General features: G+C 65.2%; 25 protein-coding genes and 1 tRNA gene. 8 read left to right on the forward strand and 18 right to left on the reverse strand.

What is annotated here, in order from left to right; all coding sequences use genetic code 11:
* Window positions 1-93: 93 nt before the first annotated feature.
* From HGQ17_RS15765 to HGQ17_RS13015, 4 genes are all read right to left on the reverse strand, one after another.
* A complete protein-coding gene (locus HGQ17_RS15765; protein ID WP_168888381.1) occupies window positions 94-2,841 on the reverse strand; it encodes an ABC transporter permease in 2,748 nt (915 codons plus the stop codon).
* Window positions 2,838-3,611: an ABC transporter ATP-binding protein gene (locus HGQ17_RS13005; RefSeq protein WP_168888382.1), complete on the reverse strand. Its 774-nt coding sequence runs from the start codon at window positions 3,609-3,611 to the stop codon at window positions 2,838-2,840. The genes HGQ17_RS15765 and HGQ17_RS13005 overlap by 4 nt, the downstream gene beginning before the upstream one ends.
* Window positions 3,612-3,713: 102 nt before the next feature.
* Window positions 3,714-4,424, reverse strand: coding sequence for a response regulator (locus HGQ17_RS13010; protein ID WP_168888383.1), 711 nt, complete (start codon window positions 4,422-4,424; stop codon window positions 3,714-3,716).
* Complete coding sequence (locus tag HGQ17_RS13015) at window positions 4,381-5,793, reverse strand: histidine kinase (RefSeq protein ID WP_168888384.1); 1,413 nt, start codon at window positions 5,791-5,793, stop codon at window positions 4,381-4,383. The genes HGQ17_RS13010 and HGQ17_RS13015 overlap by 44 nt, the downstream gene beginning before the upstream one ends.
* A 132-nt stretch (window positions 5,794-5,925) precedes the next feature.
* On the opposite strand from HGQ17_RS13015, the gene HGQ17_RS15770 reads away from it, so the two are divergent.
* Complete coding sequence (locus tag HGQ17_RS15770) at window positions 5,926-7,455, forward strand: ABC transporter ATP-binding protein (protein WP_324615288.1); 1,530 nt, start codon at window positions 5,926-5,928, stop codon at window positions 7,453-7,455.
* A 3-nt stretch (window positions 7,456-7,458) separates the two neighbouring features.
* Here the strand turns inward: HGQ17_RS15770 and HGQ17_RS13025 are convergent, their stop codons facing one another.
* Window positions 7,459-7,740: a PLDc N-terminal domain-containing protein gene (locus tag HGQ17_RS13025; RefSeq protein ID WP_168888385.1), complete on the reverse strand. Its 282-nt coding sequence runs from the start codon at window positions 7,738-7,740 to the stop codon at window positions 7,459-7,461.
* 89 nt (window positions 7,741-7,829) lie between these two features.
* Window positions 7,830-8,324 carry an NUDIX hydrolase gene (locus HGQ17_RS13030; RefSeq protein WP_168888386.1) on the reverse strand — a complete coding sequence of 165 codons (495 nt, stop codon included), beginning with the start codon at window positions 8,322-8,324 and terminating at the stop codon, window positions 7,830-7,832.
* Between the two features lie 55 nt (window positions 8,325-8,379).
* Between HGQ17_RS13030 and HGQ17_RS13035 the strand changes: the two genes are divergently transcribed.
* The 3 genes from HGQ17_RS13035 to HGQ17_RS13045 all read left to right on the forward strand — a co-directional run bounded on the left by HGQ17_RS13035 (window position 8,380) and on the right by HGQ17_RS13045 (window position 9,811).
* Window positions 8,380-8,862 (forward strand): VOC family protein, encoded by a 483-nt coding sequence (locus HGQ17_RS13035; protein ID WP_168888387.1) that lies wholly within the window; start codon window positions 8,380-8,382, stop codon window positions 8,860-8,862.
* A 318-nt stretch (window positions 8,863-9,180) separates the two neighbouring features.
* On the forward strand, window positions 9,181-9,438 hold the full coding sequence (locus HGQ17_RS13040) for a Clp protease N-terminal domain-containing protein (protein WP_168888388.1): 258 nt from the start codon (window positions 9,181-9,183) through the stop codon (window positions 9,436-9,438).
* Window positions 9,413-9,811, forward strand: a complete 399-nt coding sequence (locus HGQ17_RS13045) for a hypothetical protein (RefSeq protein ID WP_168888389.1) — start codon at window positions 9,413-9,415, stop codon at window positions 9,809-9,811. Before HGQ17_RS13040 ends, HGQ17_RS13045 begins: the two co-directional genes overlap by 26 nt.
* A gap of 26 nt (window positions 9,812-9,837) precedes the next feature.
* Here the strand turns inward: HGQ17_RS13045 and HGQ17_RS13050 are convergent, their stop codons facing one another.
* The 7 genes from HGQ17_RS13050 to thiO form a co-directional block, all read right to left on the reverse strand.
* Complete coding sequence (locus HGQ17_RS13050) at window positions 9,838-10,863, reverse strand: glycerophosphodiester phosphodiesterase (RefSeq protein WP_324615289.1); 1,026 nt, start codon at window positions 10,861-10,863, stop codon at window positions 9,838-9,840.
* Window positions 10,860-11,804, reverse strand: a complete 945-nt coding sequence (locus HGQ17_RS13055) for a Cof-type HAD-IIB family hydrolase (RefSeq protein WP_168888390.1) — start codon at window positions 11,802-11,804, stop codon at window positions 10,860-10,862. Before HGQ17_RS13055 ends, HGQ17_RS13050 begins: the two co-directional genes overlap by 4 nt.
* Before the next feature lie 51 nt (window positions 11,805-11,855).
* A complete protein-coding gene (locus HGQ17_RS13060) occupies window positions 11,856-12,875 on the reverse strand; it encodes a carbohydrate kinase family protein (RefSeq protein WP_324615290.1) in 1,020 nt (339 codons plus the stop codon).
* Window positions 12,876-12,879: 4 nt separating this feature from the next.
* Window positions 12,880-14,145: a molybdopterin-synthase adenylyltransferase MoeB gene (gene moeB, locus HGQ17_RS15105; RefSeq protein ID WP_211090668.1), complete on the reverse strand. Its 1,266-nt coding sequence runs from the start codon at window positions 14,143-14,145 to the stop codon at window positions 12,880-12,882.
* A 124-nt stretch (window positions 14,146-14,269) separates the two neighbouring features.
* Complete coding sequence (locus HGQ17_RS13070) at window positions 14,270-15,055, reverse strand: thiazole synthase (RefSeq protein ID WP_407670806.1); 786 nt, start codon at window positions 15,053-15,055, stop codon at window positions 14,270-14,272.
* A gap of 1 nt (window position 15,056) precedes the next feature.
* On the reverse strand, window positions 15,057-15,296 hold the full coding sequence (thiS, locus tag HGQ17_RS13075) for a sulfur carrier protein ThiS (RefSeq protein ID WP_168888392.1): 240 nt from the start codon (window positions 15,294-15,296) through the stop codon (window positions 15,057-15,059).
* A 51-nt stretch (window positions 15,297-15,347) separates the two neighbouring features.
* Window positions 15,348-16,736, reverse strand: coding sequence for a glycine oxidase ThiO (gene thiO, locus HGQ17_RS13080; RefSeq protein WP_324615292.1), 1,389 nt, complete (start codon window positions 16,734-16,736; stop codon window positions 15,348-15,350).
* A gap of 367 nt (window positions 16,737-17,103) precedes the next feature.
* On the opposite strand from thiO, the gene HGQ17_RS13085 reads away from it, so the two are divergent.
* Window positions 17,104-17,760: a hypothetical protein gene (locus HGQ17_RS13085; RefSeq protein ID WP_168888394.1), complete on the forward strand. Its 657-nt coding sequence runs from the start codon at window positions 17,104-17,106 to the stop codon at window positions 17,758-17,760.
* Window positions 17,761-17,784: 24 nt separating this feature from the next.
* Here HGQ17_RS13085 and HGQ17_RS13090 read toward each other — a convergent pair.
* Window positions 17,785-17,858: transfer RNA gene (locus HGQ17_RS13090), tRNA-Gly, on the reverse strand.
* 109 nt (window positions 17,859-17,967) lie between these two features.
* On the opposite strand from HGQ17_RS13090, the gene HGQ17_RS13095 reads away from it, so the two are divergent.
* The gene (locus HGQ17_RS13095) at window positions 17,968-18,585 is read left to right on the forward strand and encodes a GNAT family N-acetyltransferase (protein ID WP_168888395.1); all 618 of its coding nucleotides are present in this window, start codon (window positions 17,968-17,970) and stop codon (window positions 18,583-18,585) included.
* Between the two features lie 21 nt (window positions 18,586-18,606).
* On the opposite strand, the gene HGQ17_RS13100 is transcribed toward HGQ17_RS13095, so the two are convergent.
* The 4 genes from HGQ17_RS13100 to HGQ17_RS13115 form a co-directional block, all read right to left on the reverse strand.
* Window positions 18,607-19,212: a class I SAM-dependent methyltransferase gene (locus HGQ17_RS13100; RefSeq protein ID WP_168888396.1), complete on the reverse strand. Its 606-nt coding sequence runs from the start codon at window positions 19,210-19,212 to the stop codon at window positions 18,607-18,609.
* Window positions 19,209-19,763, reverse strand: a complete 555-nt coding sequence (locus HGQ17_RS13105) for a hypothetical protein (protein WP_168888397.1) — start codon at window positions 19,761-19,763, stop codon at window positions 19,209-19,211. The genes HGQ17_RS13100 and HGQ17_RS13105 overlap by 4 nt, the downstream gene beginning before the upstream one ends.
* A 10-nt stretch (window positions 19,764-19,773) precedes the next feature.
* A complete protein-coding gene (locus HGQ17_RS13110; protein ID WP_168888398.1) occupies window positions 19,774-20,247 on the reverse strand; it encodes a YbaK/EbsC family protein in 474 nt (157 codons plus the stop codon).
* Window positions 20,248-20,372: 125 nt separating this feature from the next.
* A complete protein-coding gene (locus tag HGQ17_RS13115) occupies window positions 20,373-21,671 on the reverse strand; it encodes a hypothetical protein (RefSeq protein ID WP_168888399.1) in 1,299 nt (432 codons plus the stop codon).
* Between the two features lie 80 nt (window positions 21,672-21,751).
* Between HGQ17_RS13115 and HGQ17_RS13120 the strand changes: the two genes are divergently transcribed.
* Both HGQ17_RS13120 and HGQ17_RS13125 read left to right on the forward strand, forming a co-directional pair.
* On the forward strand, window positions 21,752-22,267 hold the full coding sequence (locus HGQ17_RS13120; RefSeq protein ID WP_168888400.1) for an SRPBCC family protein: 516 nt from the start codon (window positions 21,752-21,754) through the stop codon (window positions 22,265-22,267).
* 55 nt (window positions 22,268-22,322) lie between these two features.
* Window positions 22,323-23,201 (forward strand): CGNR zinc finger domain-containing protein, encoded by an 879-nt coding sequence (locus tag HGQ17_RS13125; RefSeq protein ID WP_168888401.1) that lies wholly within the window; start codon window positions 22,323-22,325, stop codon window positions 23,199-23,201.
* Window positions 23,202-23,251 lie beyond the last annotated feature (50 nt).

Genomic DNA, 23,251 nt, shown 5'->3' on the forward strand with positions numbered 1-23,251 from the left:
TCCCGTTCGGTGGCCCCGTACGAGACTGTTCCTGCCGGTTTGAGGCGGGGATCGTCGTCGTACGGGGCCTTCGTATATGTGCTGACGGGGGTTTTAGCCAGCCAAGGCGGCCGCGGGTTGGGTTTTGGCCAGGCGCCGGGCCGGCAGCCAGGCTGCGGCCAGGGCAGCCAATAGGGTCACCGCCCAGATAGCGGCCAATCTCAGCCAGGGGATTTCGGGCACCACGGTCCAGTCCTCCCGGGCGATGAGGCTGCTGATCCCGGCCCAGCCGAAGATTGAGCCCAGCACGGTGCCCAGGATCAGGGCCACCCCGGCCAGCAGCAGGGCCTCGATGCTGACCATCGCGCCCACTGAGCGGCGGGTCATACCGGTGGCTCGCAGCAGCCCGGCCTCGCGTCTGCGTTCCAGGACCGACAGGGAGAGCGTATTGGAGACACCGATCAGGGCAATCAGCACACTGGCGCCCAAAAGCCCGATGACGACCATCAGCACCATATCGATGACCTCGACATAGGCCGCACGGATCAGTCCGCCTTCGAAGTTATTGGACATCTGGTCGATATCGGTGACCGACTCCTCGGTGCCGACGATCTCCTCCAGCTGCATGATCTCGCTGGCGCTGGGCTCCCCGGCCAGTCTCACCAGGGTCGCAGTCTCACCCTCCTCGGCGCCGAACCAGACCGGGGTTTCCCGCAGCTGGCCGGCGTCGATGGCGATCATCATCCCCGGCATGGAGCTCCAGCCCTCCTGAAGGGTGAAGGACACCTCCGCCCCATTGGGGAACTCGATGTTCACCACATCGTCCTGCCCCTGCTGTTCGGTGAACGGCAGGAGGTAGTAACTGCCGAAGGCCTGGTAGCTCTCACCGCGGCCCGGGGAGTCGAAGGGCCAGCCGCCGTGGAAGACCGCACTGTGTTCACTGCGGTTGAGGAAGAACACCTCAGCGCTCTCTCCCTGGTCCCCGATACTGACCTCGGCTGTGGGAACGGTGGCCGTTGCGGCCACCGCAGCCTCCTCCTCGAGCGCCTCGGAATGGTCCCCTGCGATGATGCCATCGACCGGATAGGACTCAGCGAGTTCGTCGTAGAGCATCTTCTGGGCGGTGGCCGCCCCGACGGTCATGGTCACCACCAGGGTCACACCGACCAGCAGCGCCCCGGAGGTCGCCGCCGTCCGGCCGGGCACCTGACGAGTGTTCTCGCCGGCGATCTTGGCCGGGACCTTCGCGATGCCGGTGGCGGCCAGGGTTCGGCCCAGCCAGGCGGCGGCCGGGGGCATCAGCCGTCGGGCCAGCATCAACAGCCCGAAGAAGCTGACCAACCCGCCGAGCACACCCAGCACCGGCAGCGGGAGCCCGGTCAGGGCGTCGTAGTTGACCGGTTCGTCCTCGTAGTCGGCCCGGTTGGTATCCGGTGAGGTCAGCGCCGCATAGAAGACGGCGACCAGACCCAGGATGGCCATCAGCGCGCCCAGGGTGGTGCGCACCGGTGCCGGCCGGGGCTTCCGTGGGGCGACATCGGCCGGGGCCAGGGCCGCCATCGGTGATGTCCTGCCCGCTCGGACGGCAGGGATCAGGGCGCAGGCCACGCTCATCAGCACGCCCAGGCCGAGCCCGATCCCCACCGAGGTGGGAGTGGGGATTACCGGTGGGATGTAGTCATCGAGCAGGGTCAGTGCCTGGGCCACACCCCAGCCGAGGAAGATACCGACGGCCCCGCCGATCAGGCCCAGGAGGGCGCCCTCGGCCAGGGTCGCCCGGCGCAGTTGGGCCGCTGTTCCGCCCACGGCGCGGATCAGGGCCATTGTGTGCTGCCGGGAGGCCACAATAACCTGGAAGGTGTTGAGGATGACCAGGGCGGAGACCACGATGGCGATGCCCCCGAAGCCGAAGGCGATCCACTGCATGATCTGGGCGTCGCCGGTCTGATCGGCCACCCATTCGTTGACGATCTGCTGGTGGGTGGCCACCTGAAGGGTCAGGTCTTCGCCGATCAGGATGGTGCCGTGGGAGCCGGGGCTCTGAAGCACTTCGGTGTCCTCGCCGGTTCCGCCTAGGGTGGGCAGCTGGCCTGCTGCAGCGAGTTCGGCCAGCACCTGGGCGATCTGCTGTTGGGCATCTTCCTGGGCCTGACTGTCCCCCTGGGCCGCTCCGGTGAGCTCCACCCGGAGGAAATGGGGTGCGGGGTCTGTTGGCATCCGGTCCATTCCGGCCGGGGTCATGAAGGTGGTGTTGAAATCGCCGTATTCGCTGATGCCCACCACGGTGTATTCCACCGAGTGGCCGATCAGCTCCTCGGTTTCGTTCTCCTCATCCCAGTCGATCTCGGCAGCGGCCACGGTGTCACCGATACTGAGGTCCTCGAATTCTGCGGTGTATTGACTGATCAGCAGTTCGTCATCGGCGGTGGGCAGCCGGCCGGCTGCCAGCTCCTGCTCATCGGGGGTGTGCTGTTCAGAGACCAAGGTGCGGGTCCGGATTGAGCGGTCGAGGCCATTGGTCTGTTCATCCCATTCCTCAATGAAGGCCTCCCGAACCGGTTCAACGCCCTCCACGGAGTCCAGCCCCGCGACTGCTTCACTGATCCGGGTCTCCTGCCCCAGGGCCTCCTCGGAGTCCGATGCGCCGATGAGGGAATCGGTCATCACCACCAGATCAGCGCCGGCGGCGTCCTGCTCAGCCTGCTGGGTCACAGCCCGGGTCATGGAGTCCACCAGCATCAGCCCGGTGACGATGAATGCCACCGAGACGGCCACTGCGGCACCGGCGGCCCAGAGCCGGCGCCCGGAGGAGCGCAGATTGGCCCGCAGTACCGCGAAACCTGCGTTCTTGGCAGAGCTCACCCCTCGGCTCCAATCATGGTGTCGGCCAGCTGCCCGGCGGTGGGCTGTTTCAGGGTGCGCAGCACCCGGCCGTCGGAGAGGATCACGGTCTGATCGGCCTGGGCGGCGGCGTTGGCGTCGTGGGTGACCATGACGACGGTCTGGCCGAATTCATCCACTGCCGCCCGCAGCAGTCCCAGCACCTCTGCCCCGGTGCGGGAGTCCAGGTTTCCGGTGGGCTCATCGGCGAAGATCACCGCGGGTTTGGCCACCAGGGCACGGGCGACGGCCACCCGCTGCTGCTGGCCTCCGGAGAGTTCGAAGGGCCGATGGTCCAGCCGGTCGGTCAGCCCCAGCCGGTCGATGACCATCTCGTAGTAATGCCGGTCGGGTTCGGGCCCGCCCAGGGCGGAGGGCAGCAGGATGTTCTCCCGGGCGGTCATCGCCGGCACGAGGTTATAGGACTGGAAGATGAAGCCGATATATTGGCGACGCACCAGGGTCAGATCCCGCTCGGAGAGCCCTGTGAGCTGGACTTTCTCCGTTTGGCCGGTGGCTTTCTGCACGGTCAGGGCCACCTCGCCCTGATCGGCGGTGTCGAGGCCGGCCAGCACATGAAGCAGGGTCGACTTCCCGGATCCGGAGGGCCCCATAATCGCGGTGAACACCCCGGTGGGGATGTTCAGGCTCAGCCTGCGCAGGGGGTGAACTGTGGTTTCACCCGAGCCATAGGTCTTGGTCAGGCCCTGGGCCGTAACTGCTGGTGCGGGCGTCGTCGCCGTTTCTGTCATGCCCTCTACGCTAGGCGCGCCCGTTCAGTGTTGCATCGGACTGGGGGCTGATCTGGACCTCATCCTGCAGTAGGAGATCAGGCCCCCGAGCAGGGAGTGCGATCAATCCCCGACGACGCCGGCCTCATAGGCGAAGACCACCGCTTGGACCCGGTCGCGGCAGCCGAGTTTGGCCAGCACCTGGCCGACATGGGTCTTGATGGTCGCCTCCGAGAGGTAGAGGCGGGCGGCGATCTCGGTATTGGAATCCCCTGTGGCCATTTCGGCCAGGATCTCCCGTTCCCGATTGGTCAGCAGTTCCAGTTTCTTCTGCTGCTCCGGGGTGGGTTCACGCCGGGCGCCCCCGGTGCCCTGACCATCGGGGGTTCCGCCCAGTAGAGCGCTGTTCAGCAGCCGGCGGGTGGTGCTCGGTGCCACCACCGCCCCACCGCTGACCACAGTGCGCACTGAGTCCAGCAGTACCTCCGGTTGGACGTCTTTGAGCAGGAAGCCGCCAGCCCCCGAACGTAGCGCCTGCAGGGCGTACTCATCAGTGTCGAAGGTGGTCAGCACGATCACCCGGGTGTTCTTCAGGGCCGGATCGGCGGTGATCGCGGCGGTGGCCTCGAGTCCATCCATCTGCGGCATCCGGATATCCATCAGCACCACGTCGGGGGCGTGTTCACGGGTCAGGGCGAGCGCCTCGGTCCCGGTGCCGGCCTGACCGATGACCTCCAGATCCGGCTGGGAGTCGATGACCATGGCGAATCCGGCCCGCAGCAGGGTCTGGTCATCGGCCAGCAGCACTCGGATCGACGGGTTCTGCTCGGTCACTGATGGCCTCCTGGGGATGATCTGATGCGGTGGGCTGGGCGGCTCGGGTACCGGATTGACCTGATGCGGGCTGGCGCACTCTGGAGAGCGGGAAGCGGGCTTCGACCACGAATCCGCTCTCCAGGGATTCCTCACCCTTGGGCCGGGCAACGAGACTGCCACCGTAGAGTTTGGCACGTTCGGCCATACCCAGCAGACCCGAGCCGGCGCCGTCGTCGTCTGTTGCACCCTGCCCGGTATCGCGGACCTCCAGGGCAAGTTCCCCGGACCGGTGGTCGGTGCCCAGCCAGATCTCGGCGGTGGCCTCAGCCCCGCCGTGTTTCAGGGTATTGGTCAGGGCCTCCTGCACGATCCGGTAAATGGCCAGCTGCACGCCCTCATTGAGCTCCGGGAGGCTGCCCTGGGCGATATTGAGCTCAACCTCCAGCCCCGAGGCGCGGACATCCTCCACCAGCCGGGGCAGATCATTGACCCCGGGGGCGGGGCGTTTCTTCAGCTCGCCCTCCTCACGCAGGACACCGAGCATCCGGCGCAACTCAGTCAGGGCCTCCCGGCCGGTGGCGCCAATGGTCTCAAAGGCCTCACCGGCGCGGACAGGATCCTGGTCGATGACATAGCGGCCGCCATCGGCCTGGGCGATCATCACGCTCATCGAATGCGAGACAACATCATGCATCTCGCGGGCGATGCGCATCCGCTCGGCATCGGCGGCAAGCCTCGCCTCCTGGTCACGTTCGCGCTCCAGCAGCCGGTTCTTCTCCTCGATGGCCTCCCGTTCACGACGACGACGCCCCGCCAGATCCCCGAAGAGCCAGGCGGCCAGCACGGTGGTGGCGGAGAACCCGGTGATCAGCAGCGAGATGGCGAGATATCCGCTCCACCCAGGGTCCAGGGGGTTCATGGGATCGCCCTGGACTGAGAGCACCAGGAAGCAGAACAGCCCCAGCAGCACCGCGCCGAACAGGGCGAGGATGAGGTAACCGCGGGAGACCCTTCGGCTGCCGAATTTGGCGCAGGCGTAGACGATCAGCGGTACTGAGAACGCCGACATCCCGACCCCATAGAGGGCCAGCAGCTGGCAGATGCAGGCGAAGGCGATGATGCCGGCGGCCAGACCGGGCCTGATCCGCGACAGCGCCAGGGGTACCACCGCCAGTAGGTCCAGGATGACCATGGCCGGGATATAGACCTCGGTGCCGAAGAAGCCGTGGCCGTGACCGCGTCCGGGGCCGCTGAGCACCCAGATCATCTGGCTCAACAGGACCAGGGGCAAGACCTTCCAGAGGGTGTCGCCGAGCCAGAGATGCCGCTCGAAGAACCGCATGATCCGCACATGGGGCGGTGAGACGGCGGCGTCGTTCTCTGGCATGGATACAGTCTAGGGATCCTCTGCGGCGGGGAACTTCAGACTCCAGGATGAGGTTTAGGACCTGAAATCAACCTCTGCTCCGATGTACCGGGGCTGAGCAAAACCTATGGCAGCACCCGCGCCCTGGACGGGGTGGACCTCCTGGTGGCCGGCGGGGAGTCGCGGGCGATTATGGGGCCCTCCGGTTCGGGAAAGACCACCCTGATGCATGTGCTTTCCGGGATTCTCACCCCGGATGCTGGCCAGGTTCTGATGAGCGGGCCTTCTCCGGTGGAGATTTCGGGGCTGAAGGCTGAAGCCCGGGCCCGGCTGCGGCGGGAACGGATCGGTTTCGTCTTCCAGGAGGGGCTGCTGATGCCGGAGTTGACAGCTGCCGAGAATGTGGCGATGCCGCTGATGCTGGCCGGGGTTTCCCGGTCTGAGGCGGAGGTGGCCGCCGGTGACTGGTTGGCCCGGCTCGGCCTGGCCGGTATGGGTGACCGGCGTCCTGCCCAGCTCTCCGGGGGTCAGCAGCAGCGGGTAGCGATCGCTCGGGCGCAGATCACCGAACCGGATGTGGTCTTCGCCGATGAGCCCACCGGCGCCCTGGATTCGACCACCTCAGAGCAGGTGCTGACTGCCCTGTTGGAGTCGACTGTGGGCCGGGGCGCCCCGCTGGTGGTAGTCACCCATGATCCAGCAGTTGCCGCCCGGTGCAGCCGGGTGGTTCGGCTGGAGGACGGCCGGATGCCGGTTGTGGGCCTGCTGCCCTTCGCCGGTTCCCCGATGGGGGTGGAGGGCCTATGGCTGGGCCCGGGGTTATTGGCTGCGGCCTGCGCGGTGCTGCTGGGTTTCTCGGTCTTGGCCGCTTTCAGTGGGCTGCGACGAGTGCAGGTCACCCCACTGGGCGTGCGCACTCGCCAGCGCAGCCAGAAGGTCTGGCGGGGTCGGGCAGTACTGGCTGGCCTCGGCGTCGTCCTAGTTTTTGTGCTGCACAATATGGTACCGATCCGCAGCGAGTGGCTGATGCTGGTGGTTGCCTTCGTGTTCCTGGCCGTCCCGCTGCTGGCGGTGCAGCTGGTGGGACCCTGGCTGTTGAAGGTCATCACTGCCCGGCAGGCGCGGAGGGCGACGACGGCCCAGCGGCTGATTGCCGCCCGGAACGTACTGGAGTCCCCGCAGCAGATGTGGCGGCAGGTCGGCGGGATGGCGATTGCCGCATTCGTTGGAGTCATTGCCGGCAGTGGCACTGGACTGATCGCGGTCGGAATGGAGACGAATCAGAATGCTGAGGACCTGATGTTCTTCGGCGATGTTCAGCGCGGAGTGTGGCTGAATCTCGCGGTGGCGTTTCTGATGACCACCTGCTCGGTGGGGCTGAATCAGACCGCGCAGATTCTGGACCGGCGGGATCTGTACTCGGGGTTGGCGAAGATGGGGCTGACCGCTGGGCAGCTGAACCGGATCCGCTCGCTTTCGGTGATGCGGTCCTTGGCGGCGGTTCTGATTACGGCGGTGGTCAGCGCATCCATTGTGGCCTTCCCGATTGTGGGCTGGGCGATTCTCAGTGCTCCGGCCACTGTGGCGGTGGTGGCTGCTGTGCTGGCCGCCGGTGTGCTGCTGATCCGGTGTGGCCTGTTGGCGACCCGGCCGACCCTGCAACGGGTGATTGCTGCGGGATGAGTTCTAGCGTCCGGGTGGCTGCTTGCCGGGACCTTGGTTGCTGTCTCGTTGACGCCGGTAGGTGATGGTCGCGCCGATGAAATAGGCGATGGCCCCGACGATGGGCACCAGGACGACGACCAGCGGCCAGATCACGTTCCAGGGCCTGGGGTGTTTGGTCTGGATGTAGATCATCAGGGCTGCCACCAGCAGCGCCCCGTAGACCAAAAGGCCGAAGCGCAGCCACCAGGGCACCACCACCGAACCCGGTGGGGTGTCGCTGAGGATGGGCAGCAACTCCAGCATGGTGCCATGCTAGCCGCAGGGCCTGTGAGCTTCCTCAGTCCCAGCTGGATCAGCGCTGACCTGCGGTTATCGGCTCAGACCGGGTGGCCTCAGGCCTGCTGGAGGTGCTCCTGGGCGAAGCCCCGGACACTGTCGGTGGTGGTCAGTTCCTCCAGAATTTGGGTGCGGCTGAACCAACCTGCGGCATCGACTTCCTGTTCCTGGGTGGTCAGGTCCGCGGTGTCTCCGGCCTCTAACAGGTACATCATGTCCATATGGATGTGCTCGATGTCCTTGGCGGATTCCGGGATCAGTTGGGCGGCCATCGCGAAGGGGGTGGGCAGTTGTGCTTCGGTGCTGCCGTTGAGGTTCATTTCGAGGGGCTGAGTGCCGGCATGCCGGGCCTGGACCCCGGTCTCCTCGCGGACCTCGCGCACCACGGTATCCGAAGGGAATTCATCGGGGTCCACATGCCCGCCCGGGGGCAGCCAGAGCTGTAGCCCCTGGTGGAAGATCATCAGCATCCGGCTCCGGTCCTGGTTGACCACGTATCCGGTGGCGGTGAACTGCTTCTTCATCCCGGTTGCGTATTCGATCAACGCCACGCTGGCGGCACCCCTATCCCCTGGTGGTCGATTGGTCCATGTAGCGTAACTGCTTGTGAATATCGCCCAGCTCTACGACACCGCCATCACCGCAGCCAGCACCCTGATCCAGAAGCTGGGGGTCGCCGATGAGCTGGTGCAGAATGACACTCTGTGCCTGCAGGTGCCCAGTAATGAGCGTTATGACCAGGTGAAGGCGGAGTTGGCCGAACTGGGCGAGCTGATCAGCGAGAACGAGGTCAAGGGGCGGCTGATCGCTGTCTTTGAGCTGCATCGTCGCCTGAGCGCCTCGGGTTGGTCGGTGAGCTTTGTGGAGCTTCCCCAGCCGAAGACCGGCAATGAATCCGAGGGTGTGCGGCATCTGCAGTTCGTCACCCGCACCGGGATTGAGAGTTTCCGGGCAAAGTTCTGCGAGCTGGACTTCGATGATCGGGGCAATCCGCGCAACCGTCTGCTCGAAATCGACGACGACGGCGTCGTCGTACGTTTCCACGATAAGAACATGGGCGCAGTCATCGCCCTGGAAAACCTCGGCTAGTTATCCACAGGCCCCGTCCAGGCCAGCGCCTCCACTGGAAGACTGGACACACTGCTCCAGAGGTTCTGAAGCAGTTGGTTAAAGGAGGTGGAACATGACTGAGTTCGTGTTCATCTCTGCTGCCGTCGTCACCATCGTCTGGGGCGACGACTCGCTCGTCGTCCGATGGCGAAGAGAACGACCGTAACAGAGACCCCGGCAGGGTAACGGTTTGGCGACCCTGCCCTGCCGGGGACTTCTCTTCCAGGGTACCGAACCTTGCTGTCATAGGGAACAGCCGCCTGGGGGCTGATTTGACCCTCAGAGCGTTTAGCAACATTGGTCGAGGAGGCCTCCCGCAGAGGAGCCCCCGAGGCCGATATTGAGCACCTCTTCCTGGGTATGCTCACCAGCGACTACCCACCGGGACACGCCCTGCGCCGTGCGGGCATCACCCTTCAGGAGGCACGCCAAGCGGTGGCGGCCCAGCATGCCCATCAACTCCAGCTGGTTAGGGTCGAGACTGGACTCCCCGCAGCCGGTCCCATCACCGTCCATCAGACCAGTGGGCATGGGAGAGGTCACCGCCCTGCCTGAGGCCGAAGGGATCTGGGAAGCTCAACCCCCGGAGACAATGCCCGGCGGAAAACTTCCTCGGATCAAGGAGAAGAACCGGCGCCTGCATATTCGGGTACTGACCGCACGGGAACCCGAGGCCATCCTCTGGGAGATCAGCTTCCCGGATGCACCGACAAACAATATCCTTCAGCGCGGCATCACTCTGACCCCTGAGGGCGAGGGAACCCGGGTTGAGACCACTGTCCGGTGGATTCGGCCCGACCACCGGCTGGGCATCGGGGCCAAGCTGGCCCGGCTGGCTGTCGGCACCCCGCTACGTCCGGTGATGCGCCATTTCGTGCGGGTTCAGGCCGGCGATTTCGCCCGCAGCATCAGCCGCCAGTTCCGCTGAACCGGCAGGCATCAATTGTCCGGGACTTATACCTGGGGCCAGACGGAGCGTTCGCGCATAACCTCGGCCAGGGCCTCGGCGTCGTCGGTCATGATCCCGTCCACCCCAAGATTCAGCAGCCGGTGCATCTCCTGAGGGTCATCAACCACCCAGACATGGACCTGCAGGCCCGCCCGATGGCAGCGGTCAATGAACTTCGGGCGCACAATCGGGATCCGGGACTGCCGGATCGGCACCTGCACACAGTCGATATGGGCGATCCGGCGTGAGAGCTTCCCGAAACCGCCCAGCGGGCCCAAGAGCACCATCAGCGCAGTGGAGACCCAGCCCCCGGAGGTCGCGATCCGTTTCGACAGCAGTCGGCGGACCTTATGCCGGCGGGCATCGTTGAAACTGGCTGCCAGCACCCGATCCTGGGCCTGGAGTCGCTCAACAATCTCGGCGAAATGCTCCACTGCCTCGGCATCTTTGAGGTCCACATTGAAATAGGCCTCCGGCAGGGCGCGCAGGGCATCCTCGAACCGCACCAGTGGTTCGCCGGTGGGTTCGGCCGGGGCGTCGTCGTCGTTGTTTTCACTCTCCGATGGCGCCGGCTCCTGAACTTTCTCGACCGCCAGCCGGGAGTCAGTGAGCTCCCCGGCCGAGGTCTTCCGCGCGGTCTTCGCCGCCGATGCCCCGATCACCCGCAGCTGGGTCAGCTGCGCCCAGGTGTGATCGCTGAGCTTGCCGGTCCCATTGGTCACCCGGTCCAGGACCTCATCGTGGAAGATCACCAATTCGCCATCGGCGCTGGTGCGCACATCGATCTCTAGATAGCGGAAGCCCAGGTCCATGGCCCGGCGGAAGGCCACCATCGTGTTCTCTCGTTCGGGATCCGCGCCCCGGTGGGCGAAGGCCAGCGGCGCGTGGTGCAGCGGGCCCGGCTGGGAGTTCAACAGATACGGCACCTCGCGGTAGGGGTGATCCCGGTACGGGGTTCGGTCCTGCTGGACTGTCTGATCCTGCCCTAGGCCCTGATCCTGCCCTGCTCGCCTCGACTCCCCTGCGCTCACGCCAACTCCCCGGCCACCAGCTGTTCGATGATCTCGGCCACCCCATCCTCATCACAGGAGGCGGTGACGTGGTCAGCCGCAGAGCGGGCCATGGGATGTGCTGAGCCCACTGCCCAGGAGGTCCCGGCCCACTGCAGCATCTCCACATCATTGGGCATATCCCCGAAGGCCACCGACTGGGCGGCATCAACGCCGAGTTCACCGGCGAAACAGCGCAGGGCCTGGGCCTTATTGACCCCCTTGGCGGAGATCTCCAGGAGGCTGACCCCGGGGGCGGAATGCGTGACGGTCACCAGATGTCCGATCCGCTCCTGGGCCTCGGCGATGAACGCATCAGCCTCCATCGCATGGGTTTTGGCCAGCAGTTTCACCACGGTGCCATCGGTGGAGCCATTTGGCTCGGGCAGGCGGTGCTGCAGGGTGTCATCCAGGGGGCCGAAGAGCACCTCGTCATCGCTGATCCCGGCGGAGCGTCGTCGTTCCTTATCGAACCAGAGCGAGCCCCGGGCGAAGGATTCCTCCATATGCAGATGCGCCAGGGTCTCAGCGGCGAAGGTCGCGGTGGAATCCAGTTCCCGCAGCAGCCCCTTGGCCTCGAAAAGTGCCTCATCAGCCAGAGCCTGTTTGGTGACCACGGCGTCCTCGGCCAGATCATAGGTGACCGCACCATTGGAGGCGATTACCGGGCCCAGCAGCCCCAGGGTTCGGCTGATTCCGCGCAGTCCGCGCACCGGCCGACCGGTGACCAGCACGACGGCGACCCCGGCCTCCCGGGCGGCCCGGAACGCCTCGACTGTGCGCGGGCTCAGCTCACCGGTCAGCGATGAGGCATAGGAGAGGATGGTGCCGTCGATATCGCTGGCGATGAGTTTCACCGCGGAACCGTTGAGCAGCGGGGCGTTCCCCACGGCGGTTGGAGCGGGGGGCTGGGGCGAGCTCATGGCACCAGCATATGAGGTTCCGCCTGCCGATGCTGGGCGGATCGCCATTGTTCAGGCGGCGGTGGTGGTGGAGGCTCCGCTGCCCTCGGCCTTGGCCAGGATCTCGCTGAGCTCCTTGACGGTAGGCGGCTGCGCCCCGAATCTGGAGGAGGTGATAGCCGCTGCCTGGGCGGCAGTGCGCAGTACGGCGGCGACCCCCTCGGCGGAGATATCGCGCAGGGCCTGCCGGTTCTGCGCACCCAGCAGTCCCTGGTGGCGCAGGGTGGAGAGGGTGGCTGCCATAAAGGAGTCACCGGCGCCGACGGTATCGGCCACATCGACCGGGAAGGCTTCCTGTTCGGCGAAGCCGGAGCGGGCCAGGGCCATTGCACCGGAGGCCCCGCGGGTGACAGTCACCAGGCCGGGGCCCAGCTCCAGCCAGGCCTTCATCGTGTCGAGGTGGCTGCGCTCGGGGTAGAGCAGTTCGATGTCATCGGTGGAGGCCTGAATGACATCGGCCAGGGCCACACAGGCCTCAACCTGCTGGCGGGCCTCTTCCCGGTTGGGCACCAGGGTGGGCCGGTAGTTGGGGTCATAGGAGATGGTGGAGGTCTCGCGCTGCTGGGCCAGAACGGTCTGGACGACCTCGGAGCCGGGGGCGATCACCGCGGCCAGGGAGCCGGTGTGGAGGTGGTCGATCTCTCCGGCGGTCTGCTTGAACATCTCCTGGAGCTCATCGGCCGGGGGCAGCACCCAGTCCAGGGCGAAGGTGTAGCTGGCCTGGCCGGTGGGGTCCAGAGTGGCGGTGGCCACCGAGGTGGGCAGCTCATCGGCCTCCAGGAGGCTGGTGATGCTCTGGGCCCGCAGGGAGCGGGCGATCATCCGGCCGTAGTCGTCATTTCCGCGCCGACCGGCGAAGACCACCTCATGTCCGAGGCGGGAGAGTCCCACTGCCACATTGAAGGGGCTGCCACCGACGTGCGACTTCGGGGCAGACGTCTCAGACTCGACAACGTCTACCAAGCACTCGCCTATGACTGCCAGGGGGGAACTCACCCCTCTAACGTACCGTAATTTTCCGCCGGCGGGCACGGCCTCAGACCTGTTTGTAGAGTTCGTAACCGCCGAGTAGGTTTTTCACCGGTAACTGGGGGTAGCGTTCCTTCAACGCGGCCAACGCCTGCTGCGAGCGCACCCCGTGAGCGCAGTAGACTACCGCGGGTTTCTCTTCGGTGGCATCCTGCAGCCCCTGCGGCTCCTCCCCGAAATGCACCAGTCGTGCCAGCGGCACATTCAGCGCTGTCTCAATAGTGCCGGCCTCATGCTCATGGGGTTCACGGACATCGACGACGACGCCGAGCCGCCCCTCGCGCTGTGCCCGCCGGAATTCTGCCGGGGTGAGGTCATGGGGCTGTTTGGTCTCCCCGGTGAAGGGGTTGAAGTCGATGTCCGGCTGGTCGCTGTCATCGTCGTTTGTGGGTTCCGCTTCGCGGCTGGCTGCGTGCTGCGTGGCAGGGTCCTCGTCGGCACTGTCGTCGTCGGGAGTCTCAGCAGGGGCTCCGCCAATACCGGAGAGGTCGGCGCCGATTGTGGTCACTGGTTCCCGGTCGGGGTCGGGGTTGAGCCGGAACTGGCCGAAGTGGCTGGTCAGCGCGTCATAGGTGATGACCCGGCCGATCAGGGGCTCGCCGATACCGGCCAGGAATTTGATGGTCTCAGTAGCCATCAGTGAACCGATCACCCCGGGCAGCACACCCAGAACCCCGGCCTCAGCGCAGGTGGGGACCTCCCCGGGATCCGGTGCCTCCGGGTAGAGGTCCCGGTAGGTGGGGCCGCGGCTGCCATCGGGCAGGCGGGACCAGAAGAGACTGACCTGCCCGGCGAATCGCAGAATCGACCCCGAGACCAGGGGCAGGCCGGCGATCTCACAGGCATCGGAGACCACATAGCGGGTGGCGAAGTTATCGGAGCCGTCCACCACTACATCGGCCGGCTTCAGCAGTTCCAGGGCATTGGCCTCGGTAATGGGCTCACGCACCTCGGTGATCTCCACCTCGGGGTGCAGCCCGCGCATCCGCTCAGCCGCCGAGGCGGTCTTGGGCTGGCCGATGCTCTCCTCGGAGTGGATGACCTGCCGGTGCAGGTTGCTGCGGTCGACAGTGTCATGGTCGATCACGGTGATATGCCCGACACCGGCTGCTGCCAGATAGGTCAGGATGGGGGCGCCGAGCCCGCCAGCACCGATGACCACCGCATGGGAGTCCAGAAGTTTGGTCTGGGCCTCAATGCCGAATCCGGCCAGGGCAAAATGCCGCTGGAACCGCTCGGCCTGGCTGCGGGAGTACTTGCTGAGGTCACTCACTGGCCCAGCCTCACAGTTCTTCCCGGTGATATTGCATTTTCAGGGGGAAATAACGCCGGGAAACTGCAATATGCCCAGGAAACTTGGGGGCGGGCCAAAGCTGGCCGCTGCGGAAGTGCAGGCATCATGTGAGATCGATCCGTCCTTCCATCGGGGAGGATGCCAGGGCGTGCTGGCGCTTGGGGATCCGCCCGGCCCGCGCGGAGTGGAAGCCAGCCTCCACGGCCAGGCGCATTCCCTCGGCCATAGCGGTGGGGTCCTGGGCTCGGGTCACCGCCGAGGCCACCAGGACGGCATCGCAGCCCAGCTCAATGGCTGCGGCGGCCTCAGATGCGGTACCGATGCCGGCGTCGAGCACCACTGGCACCGAGGCCCGGGAGCAAATCAGCTCAATGTTATGCGGGTTCAGGATGCCCAGGCCGGTGCCAATGGGTGAGCCCAGAGGCATCACCGCGGCTGCCCCGGCGGATTCCAGACGGCGGGCGGCCGCGGGGTCATCAGTGGTGTAGACCAGGGGGGTGAATCCGCGTTCGGCCAGCTGTTCGGTGGCCTCCAGGGTTTCGATGACATCCGGCAGCAGAGTGTGCTCATCGGCGATGACCTCGACTTTGATGAGGTCGGTCTCCAGGGCCTCGCGGGCCAGTTCCGCGGTCAGCAGGGTGTCGCGGACGGTGTAGCAGCCGGCGGTATTGGGCAGCACGTCGATGCCGAGACGCTCCAGCATGCTGAACACCGAAGTTTTGGTCTCCGGGGAGTACCGGCGCATCGCCACAGTGGTCAGGGTGGTGCCGGATTGGACCAGGGCGGCCTCCAGTGCGGCGAGGTCAGTGATGCCGCCGGTGCCCATGATCAGGCGGGACTCGAGGCTGTAGCCGCCGATCTGCAGCGGCGGTAGGGACATATCGGCCATTTCAGCCTCCCTGTACTGCGGTGACGATTTCCAGCTGGTCGCCTTCGGAGAGTTCGACCCCAGCCCAGCGGCTGCGCGGGACGACCTCCTCGGCCAGGGCGACGGCCACACCGAGCCGGCCCCCATCAGCTGGTTTGCCCTCAGCGGTGAGCTCACGTCCGGTGGTCTGGGCCACCGCGTCTACCACTGTGGCGCCTTCGTTGAACGTGACGTTCTCATCATTGATCCGAACAGTGGGCATACCTCTATCGTAGTCCCGCTGACCAGGCCCCGGGGAACTGGGAGCTCGGGCTCAGCGGCCCAGCCGCATGGCCTCGAGGTACTCGGTGTCGTTCTGGCTGAGTTGGGTCCCGGTGACCAGGGCTGCGGCGAGCCGGGCGGCCAGTGGCGCCAGCAGAATACCGTGCCGGTGATAGCCGGTGGAGACGACGACGCCGGGGCTCACCTCACCGAGATACGGCCGGTCATCGGGGGTGCCCGGACGTGCCCGGGTGGTGATCTCGACCAGTTCGGATTCCCTGACCGCCGGCAGGACTGCGGCGGCATCCTCGAGCAGTTCCTGGACACTGCCGGTGTGGGTTCCGGCCAGTCCGTCCTCCCGGGAGGAGGCACCGATGACCAGTCCCCGCGGTTCTAGGGGGTCCTCCGGTGCCCGCGGCACGAGGTAGACCGGCCTGCCGGCGACCCTGGCCCGGATCGTCGCGCTGATGAGGTGGCCCTCCCCCGGAGCCAGCTGTTCCTCGCGGACTCGCAGCCGGATGACGTCCCCGTGGACCGGCCGCAGCGGCACCGGGTGTTCCTGGGGGATACCGCGGATCTCGGTGTAGCCCAGCCCGGGTGAGATGACCACGGAATCGAAGGTGTGCGGGCCCTCACCAGTGGTGATGGTGACCTGGGGGCTGCCGGCGTCGTCGTCGGTGGTTTCAATGGCGGTGACTGCGCTGTGCAGCCAGCTGGCTCGTGGGCCGGGGGTGGCGAAGCTGCTGGGGTCCAGCTCGGCGGTCAGGGCGGCGTTGACGCAGCGGATGAGCTGACGGGGGTTGACCTGGTGGTCGCTGGGGACCTCCCAGGCTTTGGCCAGGCCCGGGGCCAGGGCGGGTTCGGCCCGGCGGAGCCGGCTGCCGGTCAGCGGTTCCACGGTCATGCCCTGGGCCTGCTGGACGCTGACGAGATCCGCCACGGCGTCCTTATCCCCGGGGTCAGCGGCGACGAGATAGCTGGGGGTGTCCCGGTAACCGGTTGGTTCCGCTGTGGCCGCGGCCAATGTCTGGAACAGCGGCGGGTATTCGGCCCGGGCGGCGGTCATGAGGTCCCAGAGCTGCTGCTGACCGTATTGGACCTCGCCGATGGGGGCGAGCATGCCGGCTGCCGCATGGGAGGCCTCCGAACCTGGTGCAGGATCCAGGATGGTCACCGCATGCCCGGCCAGGCGCAGCTGCCAGGCGGTGAGAAGCCCGACGACGCCGGCACCGACCACTGCGGTCCGCGGTGCGGATTCGGGGGCCCGCTGTATGGAACGGGGGACGCCCGCTGTAGCAGCTGAGGCAGCCTGCGATACGGAACTGGTGGTCTTCGCGGCAGTTGCGGCTGAGGTCCGCGGCGCTGAGTTGGCCGACTCGGCCCCACGGGTGGGCGTACGGGTCTGCGCAGGCTGCTCGGTATCGGTCTGGGAAGGGGCCACCCGTTGAGGATACCGAGCCTTCTGCACCCATGAGGCACTACCGGAACCCATCCGGAGAATCGAGACGCCACATATGGTCGCTATCCGGAGGTGACCCAGGTTCTTAGCGACTGGATCTGCACGCTCGGCGCCCGGCCCCGCGGCCAGAATCGGCGCAGCAGCTAAGCCAGGCTCAGGCCCGGGCCCAGCTACCCAGTACTAAACACCGCGAGCCAGCCGCCCGGCACTAAACACCAGCCGCCAGCGACCACGAGCCCGCCACAAGCCCCAGGCAGCATCCACCAGCCACTTGTCAGGACAGCAGTTACCCCTCCCCGCCTCATGTGCCGGCGATAATAGTGTTCTGGAACGGATAATGGAGGGGATTATGGGATACCCACAACGCGGGTTCGGCTTAGCAGTAGCAGCGGCGTCGTCGTTGGTTCTTATCGGCTGCGACGGGGACTCCGACGGTGCCGAGGCCGTGGCCCCCGCTGATGAGGAAACCACTCAGACCGTTGAGGGGGAGTTCGGGGCGGTGGAGATCCCGGGCGGCTGGGTGGAGACCGATATCAGCTGGCTGGAGGATATCTCCGGGGATTCGCGTGTCTTCCAAAGCTTCCACGGTGGCGAACTGCATGAGGTGACCACCGCCTATGGGGAGGCGGCCGGGGCAGAGGACGCCACCTGGCAGGTGGCGATCTTCGACTCGGAGAACACTGTCCGGTCCCTCACCGGGGATGTGCAGGACTACCTCGGGGCGGAGACCACCACGGAGCCCAACCGGCTGTGGGATCCCGAGGAGCGCCCGGAATGGCTGCGCCTGCCCGAGGATCCGGACTTCATGTACTACCACAAGCTGGCATTCCTGATGGATGAATGCCCCTTGGCGGAGTCCTGCGAGGCAGCCGTGGTGGGGGTCGGTCACCGACCGGCGATGGGGGTGCTGGTCATCGCTGATGAGATCGATGAGGAGACCTTCACCGCGATCGAGGACTCCATCGATGTCGATGGTCTCGATATGGATGAGATCCGCGGTTTCTGAGAGCTGAACCGCTGGTGAGATAAGTGGAGCGGGCGACGGGAATCGAACCCGCGTCGTCGGCTTGGGAAGCCGAAGCTTTACCATTAAGCTACGCCCGCTTGGTCGCCGTCATGAGTGCGAGTGATCCCACCGTGACGGCGTGCTGATTAGTGTACATCTAATTCTCAGCCCCCTGGCGCAGTTGCAGGATTGTGAAATGGTATAGACATGACAGCCTCAACCAGCGCCCCGGATGCCTCTGAGTCCCTCCAGTTTGTGCACCTCAAACCAGAGAACGACGACGACGCCGCGGCACTGGTCGAATTCCTCAGCACCAACCACTATCCCTTCCATATGCGGAGCCGGCCCAGTGCTGACCAGATCAGGGAAAACCTGGCCGATGGCGATTATGGATATAACCCCGAGCACTATGGGACCGAGGCGGCTGAAGACACCGACCACCGGGGGTGGTGGGTATTCGCCGGCGACGTGCGCCTCGGCATCGCCATCTTGGAGGACCTCACTGACGCTGCGCCCCTGTTTGACCTGCGGCTGGCAGAGGAGCACCGGGGCAAGGGCTGGGGTGTTCCGGTGCTGCGAGCGCTGACCTCCCTGGTCTTCGAGACCTACCCCGAGGTTGACCGGTTCGAGGGCCAGACCCGCGAGGACAATCTTGCAATGCGGAAGGTGTTCCTGCGCGCCGGGTTTATCAAAGAAGCCCATTATCGCCGCGGCTGGCCGGTTGAGGGGGCTGAACCGGTGGCTTCAGTGGCCTATGGCATCCTGCGTCAGGACTGGGAGTCCGGCACTGTCACCACTTTCGAGTGGGAGGACCTCGCGGTCTAGCCGGTCACGCTTGCTGAGCCGTTAGTTGGCGGCTGGCCGGCGGGCGATGATGTCGTAGCGGTGCCAGTGTTTGGGCCCGCGCCCGCTGGGGCCGTCGAACTCATGCTCCTGGAGATCAAGCACATCCAGCCCGGTCAGTAGCTGCTCCACCTCGGCTCGGCTGTGGAAGGTCATGCCAGCCACCGCAGCCTCTCCCCGCGCCCAGGAGTCCCGGTCGCCGAAGAGGTGTACCGCCAGAATCCCGTGCGGGTTCAACGCCGCGACCAGTTGGGGCCACAGCCGGTTGAACGCTTCCTCCGGTATGAAGGGCAGACTCACCGAGGCGAGGATGAGGTCTGCCGGTTCGGGTGAGTACTTGGCGAGGTCTGCCACATAGGCGTTGAGCTCTGCGGATTCCCCGGCTCGTTGCCGGGTGAGATCGATGGCGGCTGGTTCGAGGTCCACGGCGGTGACCGACCAGCCTCGTTCCAGCAGATAGAGCGTCTCCGCACCATCCCCGCACCCGAGGTCTAGAGCTGAGCCGGGCTTCTCGGCCAGGGCCGCGGCCTCCAGGACCAATTCGCGGGCTGAGCGGCCCTGGACTTTCCGGTAGTACTCAGCCCAATCAGCCTCAGCAGTGGAGCTCATGCAGAGGAGGACTCACTGCCCGAGGTCGCGGGGCTGGGGGTGCTGTTCTGCTGGGCGCCCTTCGCGGCAGCTGCCTCGGCCCGCCGAGCCTCGCGCCGCTGATTCTCGGTAACAGCACTGCGGTAAGCCCCAGCCGCCACGGCAGCACCCATCACCACCCGGGGAAAGGGCACCCGGAGCTTACGCAGACCCCGGTCGGCGGCCTCATCGAGCAAGAATGAGAGCCGCACACTGCCGTAGACGAGGGCACCCAGGCCGGCAGCAAGGCCTGCCCGCACCACGGGGCTGGGCTCTGGGAGTTCAGTGTCGGTTGGGGTGCCCTCCCGCTCCTGGAGTTTCTTGATGATCCCGGAGGTCGCTCCAGGTGCCATTGCCACACCGGAGACGGCCAGGGCTGGAACCCAGCTCATCACTCCACGCAGCCAGCCCGGATAGTTCCGGGCCGGGATCAGGGTGACTGCACCGCTGAGGGCTGCTTGGGCGGTGGGGTTACTCAGTATTGAGTCCTGGGGCGGGCTGGGTGCCGGACTCGGGGTAGGTTCCTGGCTCACTGTGGCTCCTTCATTCCTCGACGGCGGTGGCTGTTCCTGCGGTGATCCGCAGCAGCTGCTCGTAGGTTGTGGGAAAGACGGTCTTGGGGTGACCTGCAGCTGCCCAGATTTCGGGGTACTGCTGCAGGGCGGTATCTACGAAAGTGCGGACTGCACCGGGGTGCCCAACCGGGGCGACACCGCCGATCACCTGGCCGGTGGCCTCTTTGACTGTCTCCTTGGAGGCTCGGCCGATGGTCCCGCCCAACTGGGCACCCAGATACTCGGTATCCACTCGGTGCGCCCCTGAGGTCAGCACCAGAATCGGTTCATCATCCAGGGTGAAGATCAGGGAGTTGGCGATCTGCCCAACCTCAACACCCAGGGCATCTGCTGCCGACTGGGCGGTTGTCACGGCGTCGTCGAACCAGGTGATCTCCGGGTGCAGACCATGGGCTGCCAGGTCAGTTGTGACCCGCTGAACTGCAGGATGTTCAGTGCTCATAGTTTCACCCTAATCCAGCAGATGCCGCAGATACCGTTGGGGTGTCTGAAGATATCCGCGATGGGCGGCAGCAGCTCTTCTGAGTCACGAAACCAGGCTAGGGCCTGAGGGGGACATGGGGGTCTTCAGTATTCGGCCGGGGGTGGGCCGCCGGCGCGGTAGGCGGCCGCCGATTCAATGCGGCGGACCCGTTCCACCAGGGCCGCGATATTACGGATGAACACGATCAGCCAGGCGAAGAGGATAGCCACTCCGATCAGCTCCAGCGATGTGAGGTTGTAATACCCCACCGGCATCCACAGCAGGAAGGCGAAGACCAGGCCACCGGCGGCCAGGATGCTGAGCACATAGAAGCTTCGGGGGAACCCCGGCAGCAGATACGGCACGCTGAACAGGATGAACAGGAAAGAGGCCCCGAAAGCTGCGGTGACCAGCACATGCCCGTCATGATGCAGATTGATCGGGATCAGCCCCACCCCGGCCAGAGAGAGACCCATAACAATCATCAGGATCCGGATGGCCATCACCCGTGGCGTGCGGAAATGTCCCGAAAAGGCATTGATGATCTTGGTGCCCAGAGGCACTCGGCCAGATTTCGTCTTATTCGACTGGGCGCGTTCCACCAGCCGGCGAGCGACTTTCTTGCGCTCGTGGTCGGCCCAGATCTCCAGGTCCCGGGCAATGAAGGCAGTCAAGGTCGTGATGATCACCCCGGATACCACCAGGGTGGTGTTGAACGTCCAGAAACTGGTGAGCCCGGCCTGGCCGGTGCCGAGTTCGGAGAACATCACATGCCACCAGAACGGGTTCTCAGCGAAGATCATTGAGACCAGCACCCCGGAGGCCATGAACACCGCAAGCAGCGTCGACAACGAGAACGCAGTGATCCTGGCCCCAGAGTTGAAGCTGAAATAAGCCGCGACGCCGCCGACGATCGAAACCAGCACCGACCCCGCTATATGGTCCACGGTCAGGCCGATGAAGGCCTCCTGAAAGACCCTGAAGATCCCGAGAGTGCCCATCACCGCAATCGAGGAGTGGACCACCAGCAGAGCGACAGTATCGATCAGCTGCCGCAGCTTTGGGCGTTGGCCGATCCAGATATTGGCCATCCGAGCGTTGAGCGAATACCCCAACAGGAAGGCAACACCGGCAGCAACACCCCCGATGATCGACCCGAAGAACTGGATGGAGTCATCCCCGGCCAATGAGGGCCGCTGGTCAAAGAAGACCACCAGACCGAAGACCAGTCCCAGCAGACCGCCGCCGAGAGCGGACCAGATCGCTCGGGACTCAACCAGAACCTGCAGTCTCGCCTGCGTCTCAGCCTGCTGGGCCGAGGTCGTCGTCGGATGTGCAGCTTCCTCTTGCGCGACGGAGGCCGCAAGCCTACGCGCTCTGCCGGGTGCACGGTGGGAGCTCACGTATCCAGACTTATCAGATCGGGATGACAGTGATAAGTCCAACCTTCCGGCGCCCCTCCACCGGGGGTAGGGTCAGCGGTATGGAACCAGTCAAGAACGACGCCGGCAAACACGTGGTCTCTTACTCCATCACCGTGGAGGCCCCGGCAGCTGAGATCTATGCTCTGCTGGCCGATCCGCACCGGCACCACGAGATCGACGGATCGGGAACTGTACGTTCCTCCGCGATCGGTGCCCATGAATTGACCGAGGGTGCCCGCTTCAGTGTTCGGATGCGGAAATTCGGTATTCGCTACCGGCTGCCGCTGCGAGTCACCCGCGCCCGTGCCCCTGAAAAGGACCGAGCCGGAATCGTGGAATGGCGGCAGCCCACCGGTCACCGTTGGCGCTGGGAGTTTGCCGAAAAAGCTGAGAATCCAAGCGCAACTGTCGTAACAGAATCCTATGATTCCAGTGAACAAATTGCTCCGGTTCGGGCTGCCCTCGGCCTGACCGGGGTGAATGCGGAGAACGCGACAGCAATCAAGGCCTCGTTGAGGCGTGTGAAAACACACTTCGAGTCCAATAAGTCCCCAGGTCAGGCCGGATCGGGCTAGACTGGTCGACTAGGTCCACGCGACACTATCGTCTAGCTCGACGAAGGTGTAAAGTGTGCGCACCGTTGCACCGCGTACCAAAGTCACCGTACCGGCTTTTGGCGCACCCCTTAATTGGCAGGAGAAAACTGCAATGTTCAACGCAGAAATTAATCGTGCCCTCACCGCAGCCGCGGATCTCATCAACACCTCCGAGGGACTGAAAAGTGCAAGACCCACCCCGGATACGCTCGACAGTGCCGAAGGGCTCAAGGCCTATCTGTCCGAGCGTGAACCCGAGTTGGAATGGCCGACAAGCACGGCCAATCGCAAGCAGCTGGAACGCGTCCGGGCCCTCCGGGAGAAGCTACTCACTGTGTGGAGCTCCGCCCCGGTCACAGAGCCGAATGAGGTCGAGGCCATTAATGGCCTATTGGAAGGTGTGGGGATCAAACTGGTCCACACCACTGGCGAGGATGCTGAGTCCTCGTTCCGTCAGGAGCCGATTCCGGTGTCTAACCAGATCAGCGACATCATGACCGCCACCATCGCCGCAGCATTGGCTCATCTGGTCACCGAGGAGGAGACCGGGCGGCTGCGCATCTGCCGCGGTGATGACTGTGAGGCGGCCATTGTGGACCTCACCCGAAACCGTTCCAAGCTCTTCTGCGATTTCGGCAACTGCGCCAACCGCGCCCATGTGCGGGCCTACCGCGCCCGGCAGGCCGCTAAGCGCAACGGCACCACCGCTGTCACCGAGAGCTCCGAGGCCTCACCGAACTCCGGGGCCGGCAGTAAGCGGAAGTTGGAGAAACCCTCCTCCGCCGAGAAGGCCGAGGAGATCAACCGTCCGACCTCTGTCTCTGCGGTAGCGGCCAAAGAGTTCCGTGATCGGATGCGCGAGGAGCTCATGGATAAGCGCAAGAAGAAGTCGAAGACGAGCAAGAAAAGCTAGCTGTCTCGGCTCAGCATCCCGGTGGGGGTTCATTGCGGTGGACCCTGGTG

This window comes from Nesterenkonia sedimenti (genome assembly GCF_012641515.1).
In the GTDB taxonomy this organism is placed as follows: domain Bacteria; phylum Actinomycetota; class Actinomycetes; order Actinomycetales; family Micrococcaceae; genus Nesterenkonia; species Nesterenkonia sedimenti.